This is a genomic window from Rhizobacter terrae (genome assembly GCF_003852895.1).
Lineage (GTDB): Bacteria > Pseudomonadota > Gammaproteobacteria > Burkholderiales > Burkholderiaceae_C > Albitalea > Albitalea terrae.
In genome coordinates this window covers 131,558-148,459 of the sequence record NZ_QUSW01000003.1, presented here as the reverse complement: position 1 = coordinate 148,459, position 16,902 = coordinate 131,558, and the positions used below count along the sequence as shown (strand labels likewise).

General features: G+C 68.6%; 16 protein-coding genes. 3 read left to right on the top strand and 13 right to left on the bottom strand.

Annotated features, from left to right (window positions below; genetic code table 11):
• Window position 1: 1 nt before the first annotated feature.
• Window positions 2-754 carry a hypothetical protein gene (locus tag DZC73_RS12190; RefSeq protein WP_124540528.1) on the top strand — a complete coding sequence of 251 codons (753 nt, stop codon included), beginning with the start codon at window positions 2-4 and terminating at the stop codon, window positions 752-754.
• On the opposite strand, the gene DZC73_RS12185 is transcribed toward DZC73_RS12190, so the two are convergent.
• Window positions 755-1,657, bottom strand: coding sequence for a type 2 periplasmic-binding domain-containing protein (locus DZC73_RS12185; protein WP_235835104.1), 903 nt, complete (start codon window positions 1,655-1,657; stop codon window positions 755-757).
• A 215-nt stretch (window positions 1,658-1,872) separates the two neighbouring features.
• Here DZC73_RS12185 and DZC73_RS12180 point away from each other — a divergent pair, with 215 nt between their 5' ends.
• Entirely contained in the window at window positions 1,873-4,344 is a 2,472-nt protein-coding gene (locus DZC73_RS12180; protein ID WP_161974553.1) for a bifunctional diguanylate cyclase/phosphodiesterase, read from the top strand.
• Window positions 4,341-5,015, top strand: a complete 675-nt coding sequence (locus DZC73_RS12175; protein ID WP_161974552.1) for a lysoplasmalogenase — start codon at window positions 4,341-4,343, stop codon at window positions 5,013-5,015. The genes DZC73_RS12180 and DZC73_RS12175 overlap by 4 nt, the downstream gene beginning before the upstream one ends.
• A gap of 382 nt (window positions 5,016-5,397) precedes the next feature.
• Here the strand turns inward: DZC73_RS12175 and DZC73_RS12170 are convergent, their stop codons facing one another.
• The 12 genes from DZC73_RS12170 to DZC73_RS12115 form a co-directional block, all read right to left on the bottom strand.
• Window positions 5,398-5,595, bottom strand: a complete 198-nt coding sequence (locus tag DZC73_RS12170; RefSeq protein WP_124540525.1) for a hypothetical protein — start codon at window positions 5,593-5,595, stop codon at window positions 5,398-5,400.
• A gap of 14 nt (window positions 5,596-5,609) precedes the next feature.
• Window positions 5,610-6,437 (bottom strand): LytR/AlgR family response regulator transcription factor, encoded by an 828-nt coding sequence (locus tag DZC73_RS12165; RefSeq protein ID WP_124540524.1) that lies wholly within the window; start codon window positions 6,435-6,437, stop codon window positions 5,610-5,612.
• Between the two features lie 99 nt (window positions 6,438-6,536).
• Window positions 6,537-6,959 carry a hypothetical protein gene (locus tag DZC73_RS12160; RefSeq protein ID WP_124540523.1) on the bottom strand — a complete coding sequence of 141 codons (423 nt, stop codon included), beginning with the start codon at window positions 6,957-6,959 and terminating at the stop codon, window positions 6,537-6,539.
• Complete coding sequence (locus tag DZC73_RS12155) at window positions 6,956-8,539, bottom strand: sensor histidine kinase (protein ID WP_124540522.1); 1,584 nt, start codon at window positions 8,537-8,539, stop codon at window positions 6,956-6,958. The genes DZC73_RS12160 and DZC73_RS12155 overlap by 4 nt, the downstream gene beginning before the upstream one ends.
• 144 nt (window positions 8,540-8,683) lie before the next feature.
• Window positions 8,684-9,070 carry a MerR family transcriptional regulator gene (locus tag DZC73_RS12150; RefSeq protein WP_235835103.1) on the bottom strand — a complete coding sequence of 129 codons (387 nt, stop codon included), beginning with the start codon at window positions 9,068-9,070 and terminating at the stop codon, window positions 8,684-8,686.
• Between the two features lie 40 nt (window positions 9,071-9,110).
• The gene (locus DZC73_RS12145; protein ID WP_124540520.1) at window positions 9,111-10,406 is read right to left on the bottom strand and encodes a tetratricopeptide repeat protein; all 1,296 of its coding nucleotides are present in this window, start codon (window positions 10,404-10,406) and stop codon (window positions 9,111-9,113) included.
• The gene (locus DZC73_RS12140; protein ID WP_124540519.1) at window positions 10,403-11,788 is read right to left on the bottom strand and encodes an amidase; all 1,386 of its coding nucleotides are present in this window, start codon (window positions 11,786-11,788) and stop codon (window positions 10,403-10,405) included. Before DZC73_RS12140 ends, DZC73_RS12145 begins: the two co-directional genes overlap by 4 nt.
• Entirely contained in the window at window positions 11,785-13,281 is a 1,497-nt protein-coding gene (locus tag DZC73_RS12135) for an ABC transporter substrate-binding protein (protein WP_124541120.1), read from the bottom strand. Before DZC73_RS12135 ends, DZC73_RS12140 begins: the two co-directional genes overlap by 4 nt.
• A 51-nt stretch (window positions 13,282-13,332) precedes the next feature.
• Window positions 13,333-14,121 (bottom strand): ATP-binding cassette domain-containing protein, encoded by a 789-nt coding sequence (locus DZC73_RS12130; protein WP_124540518.1) that lies wholly within the window; start codon window positions 14,119-14,121, stop codon window positions 13,333-13,335.
• Entirely contained in the window at window positions 14,114-15,085 is a 972-nt protein-coding gene (locus tag DZC73_RS12125; RefSeq protein ID WP_124540517.1) for an ABC transporter ATP-binding protein, read from the bottom strand. The genes DZC73_RS12130 and DZC73_RS12125 overlap by 8 nt, the downstream gene beginning before the upstream one ends.
• Window positions 15,082-15,915: an ABC transporter permease gene (locus DZC73_RS12120; RefSeq protein WP_235835101.1), complete on the bottom strand. Its 834-nt coding sequence runs from the start codon at window positions 15,913-15,915 to the stop codon at window positions 15,082-15,084. Before DZC73_RS12120 ends, DZC73_RS12125 begins: the two co-directional genes overlap by 4 nt.
• Window positions 15,912-16,859, bottom strand: coding sequence for an ABC transporter permease (locus DZC73_RS12115; RefSeq protein WP_124540516.1), 948 nt, complete (start codon window positions 16,857-16,859; stop codon window positions 15,912-15,914). Before DZC73_RS12115 ends, DZC73_RS12120 begins: the two co-directional genes overlap by 4 nt.
• Between the last annotated feature and the right edge of the window lie 43 nt (window positions 16,860-16,902).

Here is a 16,902-nt window from a genome sequence, read left to right as displayed (position 1 = left end):
CTTGAGCGGAGGACCGACGGCGCTTCCGCCCGTCGGCAAGGACGGCAGGCTGGATGACGCCTTTGTCCAGGGACGTGGGGCCGGCGCCATCCTGTCGCAGGTCCATGGCGGCACATCCGTGCTCGGTGGCCTGCGGTCCGGCGAATTGCTGGCCGCCTGCACACCCTTGCCTGCACGACTGCTCCTGTCTCATGCCATCCAGACCCTGCAGGACAGGAAGAAGTCAGCGATGGCCCAAGCGTGGCTGTACGCCTTGCTTGGTGTGTTTCCGGTCCTTTTCGCGCTGGGGTTCCTGGTCCAGTACATGGGCGCCTCCAGGGGCTTCGCCGGGACTTGCTTCGTGGCCGTGATGATCGGCTTGATGATGAAGGGCTACTGGAAGGTCATCCGCGATCCGGAAAAGGCCTGGGAACGCGTTCACTGGCTGGACTTCGAGGCCCGCACCTGGGAAGCCAGAAGGTCCTTCCTGGATGGCCGCCTGCCCGAACAGAGGGCCACTGTGCCCATGGATGAACTGGTGCTCCTTTGCTTCGTGCAGCAGTGGGAGCACAGCGATTCCTACGACGTGGGGCTGTGCAAGCTCAGCGAGTTGAAGGCGTCCGAGCGTGACGTCCCGGGCTGCCTGAACATCATCCATTCGGCCGATCAGGAATCCGAGGCCCACGATTTTGCGCGTGCACTGGCTGCGCTGTGGGGCATCGATTGCTGGGAGTTCGCCGGCGGCATCCCGCCGAGCAAGCGCAAGCTGGCTTGACTACCGCCCCCGCGCCGGATCGAACCACAGCTCGGGTCGCGCCTTGCGCGCGGCCAATGTCTCGGGCGACAGTGCCGGATTCTCGATGTTGAAGGTGCGCCGCGTCCTCAGGTGTGCCCGTTCGATCAGCGGCCCCTTGTACTTCACGAACAGCGCGTCGAAGCTGCCGTCCTTGATCATCCGGTTCAGCCCGGCCTCGATGCGCGCGGCCAGCTTCGTGCCTTCATCGCTGCGTCGCACGAAGAAGAAGCGCGTGGTCGGGAAGTGCAGCAGCAGGTGGTCTTCCACGCGCATCTCGGGCAGCAGCTCCCGTCGTTCATCGTACTCGCGGTAGGCCTCGTCGGCGCTGCGCGAGAAGAAGTCGAAGCGGCGGGCGACCAGCATGCGGAACAGGCCCTCGTAGCTGTCGCCCGTCACCACCTTGAAGCCCGCCTCGCGCAGGATGCGCGTGTCCGCCCAGGTGGGGTAGGAGCCCACGCTGTAGCCGCGCAGGTCGTCCAGCGTGTTCACCGCGGCGAACCTGTCCTGCATGTCGGAACGGATGAGGAAGACGCGGTAGCTGATGAGCCCCTTGTCGATGGGGATGCGCACCGGCAGCAGGCGCTGCTCCTGCTCCTGCGTCGTCGAGCGCGCCAGCACGTTGACCAGCCCGCTGCCTGTGGCGATCTCGTCGGCGGCGCGGGCCTGGTTCATCGCCGCGGCGGGGGGCCGCAGTTCGTAGGGCCCGTGGGTGGCGACGGTCGCCTCCAGCGCCTGGCGCAGCAGCTCGTAGTCGTAGACCACCTGCGAGTCGGACGCCGACTCCGAACGGGGGTAGACCAGCACCGTGCTCTCGGCGGCCGCCGCTGCCAGGGACACCCAGCCGGCGACCACCAGAATGCAGCACACGACGACGCGTTTCATGCCGACCCCCGGGGCTGTTCTTGTGCAGAGGATTTTTCCCGTGATGCACTTGGCAGGCAATGCGAGTTTCCCGGACGCCGGGCCGCCAAAATCCCCACTGGCGCCGGCCGCGGCTGCCATACTGCCTGCGTCACCCCGGGCGGCAGGTGTCTTGCCGCCCCGACGATGAATTGCGCCCCGTGGTCATGCCGGGGTGCCCGGTCGGGAAACACGCGTTGAACACATCGCTGCTTGCATGGAAGCGCTGGCTGGCACGGGCTCGTCCCCGTCGCTTGGCCCCGCGCCTCATTGCGGCGGTGGTGCTGGTCGGCGTGGCCCTGGCGCTGCTGTCCACCGCCTTGCAGCTGTACGGCGACTACCGCAGCGAGCTGCGCACCATCGACGAGGAATTCGCGCAGATCGAGCGCACCACGCTGGATGCGCTGGCCAACAGCGTGTGGTCGTACAACGAGACGCAGATCCGCCTGACGCTGAACGGCCTGATGCAGCTGCGCGACGTGGCGCATGTGGAGGTCAAGGCCAACAGCGAGCGCTTCGAGGCGGGCCAGCGGGTCAAGGAGCGCGCCATCCGCCGCGGCTTCGAGCTGCACGAGCCCAGCCGCCCGGCGCTGTCCATCGGCACGCTGACGGTGGAGGCGAGCCTGGACGGCGTCTACCGGCGGCTGCTGGATCGCGGGCTGGTCATCCTCGCGGCCGAATCGGCCAAGGCCTTCCTGATTGCGCTGGTCATCCTCGTGCTGGTCAACCGCTGGATCACCCGGCACCTGGAGACCATGGCGGGCTACACCCGCGAGATGAGCCTGGACCGCCTCGGGCGCGAGCCGCTGCGGCTTCAGCGCACCGGCCGCCGCGGCGATGAACTCGACCAGGTGGCCGCCGCCCTGAACGACATGAGCCGCGAGCTGGGCCGCGAGCTGGCACGCCGCACGGCGGCCGATGCCGAGCGCGAGCGGCTGTTCGCCGCCTACGAGCACAACCGCTGGCTGCTGCAGGCCATCATCGACAACACGCCCGCGGCCATCTTCGTGCGCGACCATGAATCGCGCTTCCTGCTGGTGAACCGCAGCTACCGCGAATTCTTCACCGGTGGCGTGGACGTGGTGGGCAAGACGCTGGAAGAGGTCTTCCCGCACGACCAGGCCGAGAGCTACCTGCTGGCCGACCAGCGCACGCTGCGGGCCGACAGCTACGTGCAGACCGAAGTCGAGGTGACGAACGCGCAGGGCCTGCGCGCCTACATGGCCCAGCGCTTCCCGCTCAAGCGCAGCGACGGCGAGATGTTCGCCGTGGGCTGCGTGGCCACCGACATCACCGAGCGCAAGGCCAGCGAGGAGCGCATCCGCTACCTCGCGCAGTACGACGTGCTCACCGGTTTGCCCAACCGCACGGTGTTCCGCGACCGCGTCTCGCAGGCCATCGCCCAGGCCCAGCGCAGCGGTGCGCAGGTGGCGGTGATGTTCCTGGACCTGGACCATTTCAAGAACGTCAACGATTCGCTGGGCCACGAGACCGGCGACGAGCTGCTGAAGTCCGCGGCGCAGCGCTTGCGCAACTGCCTGCGCGCCGGCGACACCGCGGCGCGGCTGGGCGGCGACGAGTTCGTGATCTGCCTGCCCACGCTCAGCGAAGCCCAGCACGCCATCAGCATCGCCGAGAAAGTGCTGGATGCGCTGCGCCAGCCCTTCTCGCTGGACGGCAACGAGCTGCACGTGCGCGGCAGCCTGGGCATCAGCCTGTACCCGGGCGACGGCATCGATGCCGACAGCCTCATGCGCGCGGCCGACGCGGCCATGTACCACGCCAAGGAGAAGGGCCGCGACAGCTTCCGCTTCTTCACCGCCGAGCTGAACCAGGCGGCACAGCGCCGGCTGGAGGTGGCCAACCGCCTGTACGAAGCGCTGCAGCGCGGCGAGTTCGTCATGCACTACCAGCCCAAGATCGAGCTGAGCACCGGCCGCATCTTCGGCGCGGAGGCGCTCATCCGCTGGCCGCAGCCGGGCGGCGGCTTCATCGGGCCCAACGAGTTCATCAGGGTGGCCGAGGAGACCGGCCTCATCGCTCCGCTGGGCGAGTGGATTCTTCGCGAGAGCTGCGCCGAGGCGGCGCGCTGGCATGCGCGCGGCCATGAGGGCGTGACGGTGGCGGTGAACCTCTCGCCCCAGCAGCTGCTGCGGCCCGGCTTCCCGGAGATGGCGCAGCGCGTGCTGGCCGAGACGGGGCTGCCGCCGCAGTCGCTGGAGCTGGAGATCACCGAAGGCGTGCTGATGGCCAAGACGGCGGAGAACGCCAGCGCGCTCGATTCACTGGCGGCCATGGGCATTGGCCTCGCGATCGATGACTTCGGCACCGGTTATTCGAGCCTTGCCTACCTGCAGCGCTTCCCGATCAACGTGCTGAAGATCGACCGCAGCTTCACCGACGGGCTGGGCTCGGATGCGGGCGACACGGCCATCGTCACCGCCATCATCGCGATGGCGCACAGCCTGCGCCTGCACGTGGTGGCCGAAGGCGTGGAGACGGCCGAGCAGGCGCTGTTCCTCAAGTCGCACGGCTGCGAGGCGGCGCAGGGCTACCATTTCAGCAAGGCCATCGCGCCCGACCAATTCATCAAGCTGCTCGATTCCGGACTGCCCATGCGCATCGCACCGCTGATTCCTGCTCCCGCCGAAGCGGGTTCCGTCAAGTGAGGGCCACGCGGCTGTTGCTGCCGCTGGCCGTGGCGGTCTGCGCCTGGCTGGCCATCGGGGCCGGGGTGGGCTGGCTGCCGGCGGACTGGCTCTTCGTGTTCAAGCCGCTGACCACCGTGCTGGTGATCGTGCATGCGCTGCGGCGCGACGGCGGGTCACCGACCGTGCGGCGATGGATCCTGATCGGGCTCCTGCTCTCGCTGGGCGGCGACGTGGCGCTGCTGTGGCCGCAGCAGGGCTTTGTGCCGGGGCTGGTGTGCTTCCTGCTGGCCCACCTGAGCTATCTCTTTGCGTTCACCCGCACCGCGCCGTTCCTGTCGCGGCGCTGGCCGTTCGTGGTTTATGCGCTGGTGGCCGGCGGCATCCTCTCGCAGCTGTGGCCCGGTGTGCCGGGTGCATTGCGTGCGCCGGTGGTGGCCTACGTGCTGTGCCTGGCGAGCATGGCTGCGCAGGCGGCGGTGGTGTGGAGGGCATCGCAGCATGGGCCGGATGCCGGGCGGGGCGGCGTGCTGGCGTTTGGTGGTTTGCTGTTCGTGTGTTCGGATGCGCTGCTGGCAACCAACAAGTTCGCGATGGCGCTGCCGCTGTCATCGCTGTGGATCCTCGCGACCTACTGGGCCGCGCAGTGGTGCATCGCGTCGTGGCTGAGGCCGCGGGAGTTTCACGGGTAGATGGTCGATGACCTCATCTCGGCGCCCGGGCCGAGGCCTATTTGCAGATGAGGCACAGGTTCGACAGGATGTTGTAGAGAAAGAAGATCACAAACGCGAGGACAAGCACCGCGCAGCCACATCCTGTCCCGCTCTTGGAGTCTCTCTTGGATTTCTGGCCATCTGCGCCATTGCCATCTCCCTGCATCGGGGGCTCGGCACGGCCATGAAAGCGCCTGAACGGAGCTTTGGGGTTGCGGGTGGGTGACCATCCACTGTCTGCACCGAAAAGAGCCTGGCAGTTCCAGCACTCGGTTTCGGTGGAAGAGCGCAGCCTTGCACTGCAGTTGGGGCAATAGAACATCGGCGGATCAGGCCTGGCCCCTTCAGCTTCGCCGACGTGTCAGTTGCAAGCGGCGCCACCGCCATCGCAGCCGGCAGCGCCGCCACCACCATCGACACCCGCGATCACAGCCACCGTGCTGCCGTCGTCTACGCATCGCATGCGCTTCGATGCGGCGTTCGACAGCCGATGCAGCACCAGCGCCAATGCCACGAAACCTGCGGCCAATCCCAGACCCAACATCACGGTGACGCTCATAGGTAGCTCCGGGTTCACATGCCCTTGAACAACCCCGTGAAGCTGCGGCTCACCTCCAGCTTCTCCGGGTGACCTTTCACCGCCACCAGCTGACGTCCGCGCAGGTCGCGAGACACGCCGGAGATGGCCTTGGTGTTGACCAGCGTGGAGCGATGGATCTGCCAGAACAGGTCCATGTCCAGCTCCTCGATCAGCTCCTTGATCGGCTTGCGGATCAGCGCCTCCAGCGTGGCCGTCTGCACCCGCGTGTACTTCTCGTCGGAGATGAAGAACAGCACATCCTCCACCGGGATCATCTGGATCTGCTGGCCCACCGTGGCCTGGATCCACTTCAGCTTGGGCGGCGCATTCGGGTTGAGCTGCGAGGCCAGCTTCTGCAGCAGGGCCTGCATGTCGGGCGTGTGGGCGGGCAGCGGCGCGGCATCGGGCTTGTCCTGCTGGGCCTCGCGCTGCGCCATGCGCTTCTTGATGCGCTCCACCGTCAGCACGAGCCGCTCGCGTTCGGCGGGCTTGAGCACGTAGTCGACCACGCCCTGCTCGAAGGCTTCGACCGCGTACTGGTCGTAGGCGGTGATGAACACGATCTCGCAGCCGGGCCAGCCCTCGGCCTCGTCATGCGTGGGCAACTGCGCGATCTGCCTCGCCGCGTCCACGCCGGTCATGCCGGGCATGCGGATGTCCAGGAAGACGATGTCGGGCCGGTGCTCGCGCGTGAGTTCCACCGCCTCGATGCCGTTCTTGGCTTCGGCCACGATGTCGAGGTCGGGCCAGACCTCGGTGAGTCGTGCGCGAAGCTGCTCGCGCATCAGGCGTTCGTCGTCGGCCAGGAGTGCTCGTGTCATCGCGCGATCTTAGAGCTTGCGTTGTGCCATTGCACGGTCATTGGGAAACCTCCGTGCTGCGCACTGCGGTGCGAACCCCTTCGGGCGGCCGGGCGGGGCTCACGCGGCCTGCGCGGTGCGCGGCACGGCACGCCGCGCCAGCCACCAGAAGAACATGCCCATCAGCCAGATCGGCGACAGCGCCACCACCACCGCGATGATCGGCAGCGCCACGCCCAGCACCACGCCGATGAGCGCGCAGGCCAGCGCGAACAGCAGCACCAGCGGCACGATGACCAGGACGCAGAACACCACCATCACCGCGGGGATGAACAGCACCGTGGCGGTCCAGCCGCCGAACAGCGCCGGGTCGATGCTGATCTCCCGCCCGTCGATGACGACATGCGCGGGCAGCGCCTCCAGCGAACCCACCCACTGGAAGGCGGTCATCACCACCAGGACGGACAGGGCCAGAAGCGTCAGCAGCACCCACAGCCAGATGCTGGTGCGGCGGCGGCTCACGGTGGGAATGGGCTGGATCATGCGTCGGCTCCCGGGTGGTTGCTGGTGGCGTAGGGCACGGTGATGGACACGGCGGTCCCGCCGCCTTCGGGCTCGGAGATCACGAGGCTGGCCTTGCGGCCGTACAACAGCTGCAGGCGTTCGCGGATGTTGTTCAGCCCGATGCCGGTGCCCGCGGTGGCGGCCTTGCCGAAGCCCAGGCCCGTGTCGGCCACGGTGACCTGCAGCTTGCCGTGCACGATCTCGGCCTTCACCGTCAGCCTGCCACCCTCGGCCTTGGGCTCCAGCCCGTGCTTGATGGCGTTCTCCACCAGGCCTTGCAGCATCATCGGCGGGAAGTCGGCCGAGAGCAGCCCGTCGGGCACGTTGATCTCGGTCTGCAGCCGTTCTTCCATGCGCACCTTGAGGATCTCCAGGTACGGGCGGATGACGGCCAGCTCGCGGCCCAGGTCGCGCGTGCCCTGCGCATTGGCCTCGCGCATGGTGGGCATGGAAGCGCGCAGCAAGGCGATGAGGTTCTTCTGCATCTTGGAGGCGCGCGGCGGGTCGGTCTCGATGAGGTGGTCGATGCTGGCCAGCGTGTTGAACAGGAAGTGCGGCTCCACCTGCGCCTGCATGGCGGCCATGCGGGCCTCCACCACCTGGCGCTTGAGCGCCTCGGACTCGGCCATCTCGGTGGCTTCCACCGCCTGCGCCTCGGCCTTGAAGCGGCCCGCGGCCATGATCTTGATGACCATGGACATCACGATGATGAGCATCATGAAGCCGGGCATGTGGTCGCCGGGGCGGAAGGCCGAGATCACGCGGCGGCGTCCGCGGCCGTCCTCGGCGGCGACAGCGGCGTCCTCCGCGGCACGGGCTGCGTCTTTCGCCGCCTCGGCCTCGTCCTCGGCCGCCTGCTCGATCGCCTCGCGGATGGCGTCCTTGGCTTCCTCGATCGCGTCGCGGATCTCGTCGGTGGTCGCGTTGGGCGGCAGGTGCACGTCCACGCGGGTGCCGGACTGCGTCTCGGACACCTGGGTCTTGCCGGCATCGGCCGACGCGGCTGCCGATGCGGCGGATGCAGCCGCCCGTGCCGACGGACCGATGCGTACGCCATGCTTGTCGATCAGCACGCCCGGGGCGCGCACGCCGTCCTTGTCGATGGACACGCTGGGCAGCGTCTTGCCGGCCGGCGCACTGGCGCCCGACTCGGGAACGGGCGTGATGTGCACGCCGTCCTTGTCGATGGAGATGTCGTAGCGCTGCTTGTGCTTGTCCTTGGGAGTTTTCTCGGAGCTGGGAGGCATGGGCGGGGTGGCGCTGCCCGAGGCGGAGGGCGACGGCGGCACGGGGGGCATCTTCACCGGCTTGGCGGCCTTCGGCGCCTTGGGCGGGTCGTAGACCACGATGTCGTCGCCCCACTTCAGGCTGAACGGCGGCAGCTCGGAGGCGATGCCGGTCATGATCATCGCCAGCAGGGCGTACAGGAAGAAGCGTGTCCAGGTGATGCTGTCCAGCCAGCGCGCGTAGGCGATGAAGCCACGCCGGACGCTGGAGAAGAACGCGCCCACGCTGCTCTGGGCGTTGTGCACTGCGGAAGAAGACGGATCGGAAACCATGGGGGCCACTGTAAGGCCCGGTCCGGCCCCGTTCCACGGGTGGGTGACGGACTGCGCGGCGGGTCGGACAGGCTGCATTGGCGCGGGACAGCCCGGCGTGGCCCGCGGCGCCGGTGGCTCAGGGCGTGAGCTTCGTCACGCCCGTCAGTAGCCCGGCGGCCTCACCCCGGTCTGGATCCACTCCCCGTAGAACTCGATCTTGCGGTCCACCACCTCGCGCGAGGCGGCCAGCTCGGCCATCTGCGCGTCCACCCGCCGGCGGTGCTCGATGAGCATCTCGCGCCGCTGCGCCAGGGTCGAGTCGCCGCGCTTGACCAGCACCGCGTACTCGCGCATCTGCCGGATGGACATGCCGCTCTTGCGCAGCCGGTCCAGCAGGTCCAGCCACATCACGTGCTGCTCGCGGTAGATGCGCCGGCCGGCATCGTCGCGGCGCACGCCGGGCACGAGCTTTTGCTGCTCGTACCAGCGGATGGTGTGGACCGAGCGGCCGGTGCGGCGCGACAGTTCGCCGATGTGGAGCATGGGCATGGTCATGCACGCCATTGGAGCACCTGGAGTGCACTCGAGGTCAAGCGTTCAGGCGTGACCAGTGCTGCGTCAGGGGTGTTTGCGCCTGTGTCTGCGGACGTTCGTCCAGCACGGCCCGGCCGGCGCCGCAGGCCAGCAGGGTCTGGGTGATGAGGTCGCGCTGCGCATGGCTGCCGCCGAAGCGGTGGGCGATGGGGCGGACGGGGGCGATGAGCTGCACGGCGTCGTCCAGGCGGCCTTGCGCCTGCGCGAGCAAGCCGCGCATGAGCGGCAGGCCGACGTCGCGGGCCATCGCGGCGTTGTCGTCGCCGGCCGAGTCGACCCGCGCCTGGGCGGCTTCGATCAACTGCTGCGCGTCGTGCATGCGGTCCTGCCCGAGCAGCACCATCAGCGCATGCAGGTCGTTGAAGCATGAATGCCCCACGGGCGCGGCGGACAAGTCCCAGCCTTGGGCCAGCCCGCCCCAGCGCGTGCCCACATCGCCGCCCAGCAGGTGCACACGCCACAGCAGGGCCGCGCCGTCCAGGCGTTGCAGGGTGATGAGGTCCTCGTTGCCGGCGAGGTGGGCGTCGTACAGCGCGAGGGCCGAGCCGATGTCCAGTCCTTCGAGGTGGAAGAGCGCGCGATGCCACCAGTGATGGCCCGAGAAGCCGTTGCCCTCCGACCAGACCGGCTCGGTGTCAGACAGCCACTGCAGGCCGTCGGCGAAGCGGCCCTGCATCTCCATCACGTGGGCCACGGCATGGGTGGCCCAGGGCACCTTGGCCAGCGTCGCGCAGGCCTGGCGGCCGAGGGATTCCGCGTGGTCGTGGCAGCCGCTTTCCTCCAGTCCGAAGGCCTGCATGCCCTGCACGTAGGGGCGCAGCGGGTCGTCGGCATCGAGATGCCGCAAGGCGGTGTGCGGACGATGTTCGAGCTGGGCGGCATCGCCGCGGTAGAAGTCGAACAGGTGCGCCCATTGCAGCGCGTACAGGTCGCGCGGATGGGCTTCGAGGATGCGGCCCCAGGCCCCGCAGGCGCCGTGCCAATCACCGGCAGCACATTGCCTGGCCGCGGTGAGGTGGGCGCGCTCGCGCTCGCTCGCATGCGTCGCCAGGGCCTGCGCCCGGTCCAGGGCGGCGTGCACCTGCGCCATCAGCGAGGGCTCGGTCAGCGTGAGCATGAAGGCCGCACGCATGACGTGCGGGAGCATCCAGTCCGGGTCCTGCGCGATGGCGGCGTCGATGTCGCCCAGCGGCGCATCGAAGAAGGACATCATGCGCCACAAGGCCATCTCCGCATGGTCGAGCGCCTGGCCCGACCGTGTGGAGACGGGGTTGCCGCGCCGGTCCTTCATGGCGGCGTGGGCCAGTCTCGCTGCGCCGGCCGCAGGCGCTCCCAGGCGCGAGACACCTGCAGCACGCCCAGGTCGTCGAAGCGGTGGCCGATGATCTGCAGCCCGATCGGCAATCCGCTCGATGTGTAGCCGCAGTTGATGGACGCGGCCGGCTGCTCGCTCATGTTGTACGGCAGCGTGAAGGCGATGTGCTCGAAGGGCCGCGAGGGGTCGTTGGTCGGGCACGGCAGCCCGGCGGCGAAGGCCGGAATGGGGCAGGTCGGCGAGAACACCACGTCGAAAGGCGCGCAGGCGGCCACCGCGGCTTCGCGCATCGCGGCCATCTGGCTGTAGCCCTTGAACACCGCCTCGCCGGACTGGCCTTCGCCGCCGCGGGCCCATTCGACGATGAAGGGCAGCACCTTGGCGCGGCGCTCCGCGGGCAGGGCGCAGATGTCGATCCACGAGCGCGTGCGCCAGAAGCGGTCCATGCCGTCGGCCATCTCGCGGGTCATGAAGGGCTTCATGGACGTGACGATGGCGCCCTCGGCCTCGAAGGCGCGGGCGGCGGCTTCCACCGCATCACGCACCTGCGGCTCGACCGGGAAACCCCAGCCGGCGTCCATCAGCAGGCCGATCTTCAACCCGCGCAGGTCGCGGTCCAGCGACGACCAGGCGATGTCCTGGTAAGGCAGGCTCATGGTGTCGCGCGCATCGGGCAGGCTGAGCACGCCCATCATCAGCGCGGCGTCCTCCACGGTGCGTGTCATCGGACCGGCGACGCGCCCGGCGTAGGGTGGATAGATCGGAATGCGCCCCAGGCTCGGCTTGAGCGTGAAGATGCCGCACCAGCCTGCCGGCAGCCGCACCGAGCCGCCGATGTCGGTGCCCACGTGCAGCGGTCCGTAGCCGGCGGCCACGCCGGCGCCTGCACCCGAGCTGCTGCCGCCGGGGTTCTTGCTCAGGTCCCACGGGTTGCGAGTGAGCGGATGAAAGCTCGACAGCCCCGACGACAGCATCCCGTAGTCGGGCATGGTCGTCTTGCCGAGGATGACCGCGCCCGCCTCGCGCAGCCGCGCCGCGGGCGGTGCATCGCGATCGGCCGGCTTCAGCTCCGTGGCCGCCGTGCCCAAAGGCGTGGGCGTGCCTTGGGTGGCGATGTTCTCCTTGATCATCGCCGGCACGCCGTCGAGAGCGCCTTGAGGCTGGCCCTTCAGCCACCGTGCTTCCGAGTCCGCGGCCTGCTTCAGGGCGGCCTCGCCATCGAAGGCATAGGTGGCATGCAGGTGCGGCTCCCATCGCCCGATGTGGGCGATGACGGCGCGCGTTACTTCCACCGGCGACAACGTTTTCGCCGCGTAGTGCCGCAGCAGCTCGGCGGCGCTGAGCTCGTGCAGCTTCACTGCCAGCTCACGCTCGCCATGTCGTTGGCGAAGATCGGCGAGCTGCTCCACAGGCCCTTGAGCTTCTTGTTGCTCACCATGAACTGCGGCAACTGGAACAGGTAGGCGTTCACCGAATCGTTGGCCAGCTGCTTCTGGATGTCGCCGATGACCTTCAGCCGCTCCTTGGGCGCCGTCGTGCCGTTGTACTTCGCGAACAGGTCCTTGTAGGCCTTGCTGTCGTAACCCCAGTAGTAGTTGGGGTCGGCGTAGCGGTCGAAGTCCAGCGGCTCCACGTGGCTGATCACCGTCAGGTCGTAGTTGCCCTTGAACGCGCCCGACAGCCACTGCGCCCACTCCACGTTCTCGATCTTCGCGTTGATGCCCACCTTGGCGAGCTGCGAGGCGATGATCTCGCCGCCCTTGCGCGCGTACTGCGGCGGCGGCAGTGTGAGCGTCACGTTCAGCGGCACAGCCACGCCCGCTTCCTTGAGCAGGGCCTTGGCCTTCTCGGGGTTGTACGGGTTCACGCCGGTCAGGTCGATGTACCCCGCGTCGCTCGGCACCAGGTGGCTGCCGATGGGCGCGCCGAAGCCTTCCTGCGCGCCGTCGATCACCGCCTTGCGGTCGATGGCCGCGGCGATGGCGCGGCGCACGCGCACGTCGTCGAAGGGCTTCTTCTTGTTGTTGATGCTGACGATGGTCTTGCCCTCGGTGCCGCCGATGGCCACGGTGAAGCGCGCATCGCCCTGGAACTGCTTGAGGTTCTGCGGTGCGCCGAAGCGCGGCATGCCGTCGATGTCCCCGGCCAGCAGCGCAGCCACCTGCGCGGCCGGGTCGTTGATGAAGCGGAAGGTCACCTTCTTGAGCTTCACCTTGGCCGCGTCGCGGTAGCCGTCGAAGCGGCTCATCGTCACCGACGAGCCCTTGGACCAGCTGTCGAACTTGAAGGGCCCCGTGCCGATGGGCTTGCTCGCCGTGGTGCCCGCGCTTTTGGGGTCGAGGATGACGGCGGTGTTCTCGCCCATGCGGAAGAGGAAGTTGCCGTCGGCCTGGTTGAGCACCAGGATGACGGTGTAGGGGTCGGGCGTGTCCACGCGGCTCACGTTGTCGAACACCGCCTTCTTGGCCTTGTTGGTCGAGCCCTCGGCCTTGGCGCGCTCGAAGCTGAACTTCACGTCGCTCGAATCGAAGGCCTCGCCATCGTGGAACTTGACACCTTTGCGCAGCTTGAAGGTGTAGACCTTGCCGTCAGGGTCGATGGTCCAGCTCTCGGCCAGCAGCGGCACGACCGAGCCGTCCATGTTGATCTTGGTGAGGCCTTCCAGCACGTTGTAGTGCACGATCTCACCGATGGCCGCGGCCGAGGAGGCGGTCGGGTCCAGGCCCGGCGGCTCCAGCACCATGCCGAGGATCACGCTGTCCTTGCGGGCCTGGGCGGCGGCGGGCTGGACGGCGCCGAAGGCGGCGGTCACGAGGACGAGCGAGGCGATCAGGCGAGAGGCGGTGGTCATCATCTTCTGCGTGCTCCTGGTGAAGAACCGGTGGGCCGGCCTGCGGCGACTCTACTGGAAGCGCGCGTGCGGCGCAGCATCAATCAGCGATCGCGTGTACGGATGTTCGGCCTGCGCAAACAGCCGCTCGGGCGCACCGCGCTCGACGATGCGGCCATGCTGCATCACCGCCACCTCGTCGCAGACGTGGTCGACCACCGCGAGGTCGTGGCTGATGAAGAGGTAGGCCATGCTGAAGCGGGCCCGCAGGTCCTGCAGCAGGTTGAGAACCTGCGCCTGCACGGACACGTCCAGCGCGCTCACCGGTTCGTCGGCCACGATGAGCTGGGGCCGCGTGATGAGCGCCCGCGCGATGGCGATGCGCTGGCGCTGGCCGCCGGAGAACTCGTGCGGGAACTTGTCGGCATCGGTGGCGCGCAGGCCCACCGCGTCCAGCGATTCGGCCACGCGCTGGTGGCGTTCACTGGCGGACATGGCGGGCAAGGGCTCGGCCACGATGCGGCCCACGCGCTGGCGCGGGTCCAGCGAGCCGTAGGGGTCCTGGAACACCATCTGGAAATCGCGGCGGGCTTCGCGCAGTTCGTGAGGCAGCAGGGCATGCAGGTCGCGGCCCAGCAGCGTCACCGTGCCCGAGGTCGGTGCTTCCAGGGCCATCACCAGCCGTGCCAGCGTGGACTTGCCCGAGCCGGATTCGCCCACGATGCCCAGGCTCCTGCCGCGCTCCAGCGTGAGGCTGACACCTTGCAGTGCACGCACCACCGGCGCGGGCGAGAAGAGGCTGTCGCGCGGCAGGCGGTAGTCCTTGGTGAGGTCGGTGACTTCCAGCAGCGCCTCAGCCATGGCCCGGCTCCATGTTGAAGCAGCGCGCCTCGTGCGCCGGCGCCACGGCGAAAGCCGGCGGCGGTTCGCGGCAGGCATCGACGGCACGCTGGCAGCGGTCCATGAACGGACAGCCGCGCGGCATGTCCACCAGCTCCGGCACGCGGCCGGGGATGGTCGCCAGCGGCTGCCCGCGGCCCAGGCCCAGCTGCGGCCGGGCGCGGAACAGCCCCCGCGTGTACGGATGCGCCAGCCGCTCGAACACCGCCTGCGTGGGGCCGCTCTCGGCCACGGTGCCGCCGTACATCACCATCACGCGCTGCACGGTGCGTGCCATCACGCCCAGGTCGTGGCTGATGAGCAGCAGCGCCATGCCCGACTCGGCCACCAGCTCGCCGATCAGGTCGAGGATGTCGCGCTGGATGGACACGTCCAGCGCGGTGGTGGGTTCGTCGGCGATGAGCAGGTCCGGCCCGCAGGCCAGTGCCGCGGCGATCATCACCCGCTGGCGTTGCCCGCCCGAGAGCTGGTGCGGGTAGGCGTCGAGCCGCTGCGCTGCCTGCGGCAGCTTCACGCGTTCAAGCAGCTGCAGCGCTTCCTTGCGCGCCTCTTGCCGACTGAGGCCCAGGTGGTGCCGCAGCGGCTCGGCCACCTGTGCGCCCACGGTGTGCAGCGGGTTCAGCGCGGTCATGGGCTCCTGGAAGATCATGCCGATGCGCCTGCCGCGCAGGGCGCACATCGCCGCCTCATCGGCATTCGCCAGCTCCTGCCCATCGAAGCGGATGCTGCCGCTGACCTGCGCACCCTCGGGCAGCAGGCCCATCAGCGCCAGCGCGGTCATCGACTTGCCGCATCCGCTCTCGCCGATCAGGCCCAGGGTTTCGCCGCGGTCCAGCGCGAGGTCGATGCCGCGCAGCGCATCGGCCGGGCCGCGGGCGGTGTTCAGGCGCACGCGCAGTTGCTTGATCGCCAGCAGTGTGCTCATCGTGCCCTCGCCAGCCGTGGGTCCAGCAGGTCGCGCAGGCCGTCGCCCATCAGGTTCAGGCCCAGCACGCTCAGTGCGATCGCGAGACCCGGCCACACCGCCAGTTGCGGTGCCTGGAACATCATGCTCTGCGCCTCGTTGAGCATGCGTCCCCATGACGGTTGCGGCGGCTGCGTGCCCAGGCCCAGGTAGCTCAGCGCCGCCTCGGCCAGGATGGCAGTCGCGAACTGGATGGTGGCCTGCACGATGAGCCCGCTGGCGATGTTGGGCAGCACGTGCGAGAAGGTGATGTGCCACGCGCCCTTGCCGCAGGCGCGCGAAGCCAGCACGAAGTCGCGTGCCCACACGCCGTTGGCCGCGGCCCGCGTGATGCGCGCGAACACCGGGATGTTGAAGATGCCGATGGCGACGATGCTGGTCACCAGGCCCGGCCCGTAGATGGCGGTGAGCATGATGGCGCTGAGCAGCGCGGGGAAGGCGAAGGTGAAGTCCGACAGGCGCATCACCAGCTCCTCCACCCAGCCGCGCCGCGCCGAGGCCAGCAGGCCCAGCGCCACGCCCAAGCCCATGCCGATGCCCACGGCGATGAGGCCCACGGCGATGGAGTTCTGCGAGCCGACGATGAGCTGCGACACGATGTCCCGCCCGAGGCTGTCGGTGCCCAGCCAGTGCGACCACGAGGGGCCTTGCAGCTTGGAGGCCACGTCGATGTCCGAGGCGACGTGGGGTGTCCACACGAAGGACAACGCGGCCGTGAACAGCAGCAGGGCCACGAGGACCGACCCGATGACGAAGCTCGCATGCCGCATGGCGCGGTCGCTGAAGGTCATGCGTGCCTCCTCAGCCGCGGATCGACGACGGCATACAGCACGTCCACCACGAAGTTGATGAGGATCACCGCGCCCGCGAACAGCATCACCACGTTGCGCACGACGATCAGGTCGCGGTTGGCGATGGCTTCGAACACCAGCCGCCCCAGGCCCGGCAGGCTGAACACCCGCTCGATGATGACCGTGCCCGTCAGCAGGTTGGCGAACTGCAGACCCATCACCGTCAGCACCGGCACGAAGGCATTGCGCAGCACGTGGCCCCACAGCACCTGGCGGCGGCTCAGGCCCTTGGCGCGGGCAGTGCGCACGAAGTCTTCGCGCAGCACGTCCAGCACGGCAGACCGCGTGATGCGAGCGAGGATGGCCGCCTGCACCGCAGCCAGCGCGACGGCAGGCAGCACCAGCGCCTTCAATGCATCGAGCACGCTGTCCTCCCACCCTGGGAAGCCGCCGGCGGAGAACCAGCGCAGCTGCACCGCGAAGACCAGGCTCAGCAGGATGCCGAACCAGAAATTCGGCAACGCGATGCCCACCTGGCTGGCGACCATCACCGACACGTCGCCCAACCGGTTGTGGCGCGATGCGGCGTACAGGCCCAGGGCGAGCGCGATCACGGTGGTCAGCGCCATGGCCATCACCGCCAGCGGCACGGTGACGAGCGCGCGTTCCTTGACCAGATCGGCCACCGGCGAGTCGTAGGACTGGCTGTTGCCCATGTCGCCGTGGGCGAGTCCGCGCATCCAGGCGGCGTAGCGTTCGGTGGGCGGCCGGTCCAGGCCCAGCTTGGCGCTCAGGGCCTTCAGTGACTCCGGGGTCGCGCTCTCGCCCAGCATCACCTCGGCGACGTTGCCCGGCAGCACGTCCAGCACCGCGAAGATCACCACCGACGCGGCCAACAGCGTCAGCACGAAGGTGAGCAGGCGTTTGATGAGGAAGAGGCTGATGGCGGCATCCCCGGTGAGGTGTGAATATCATGTCTCAAAACGC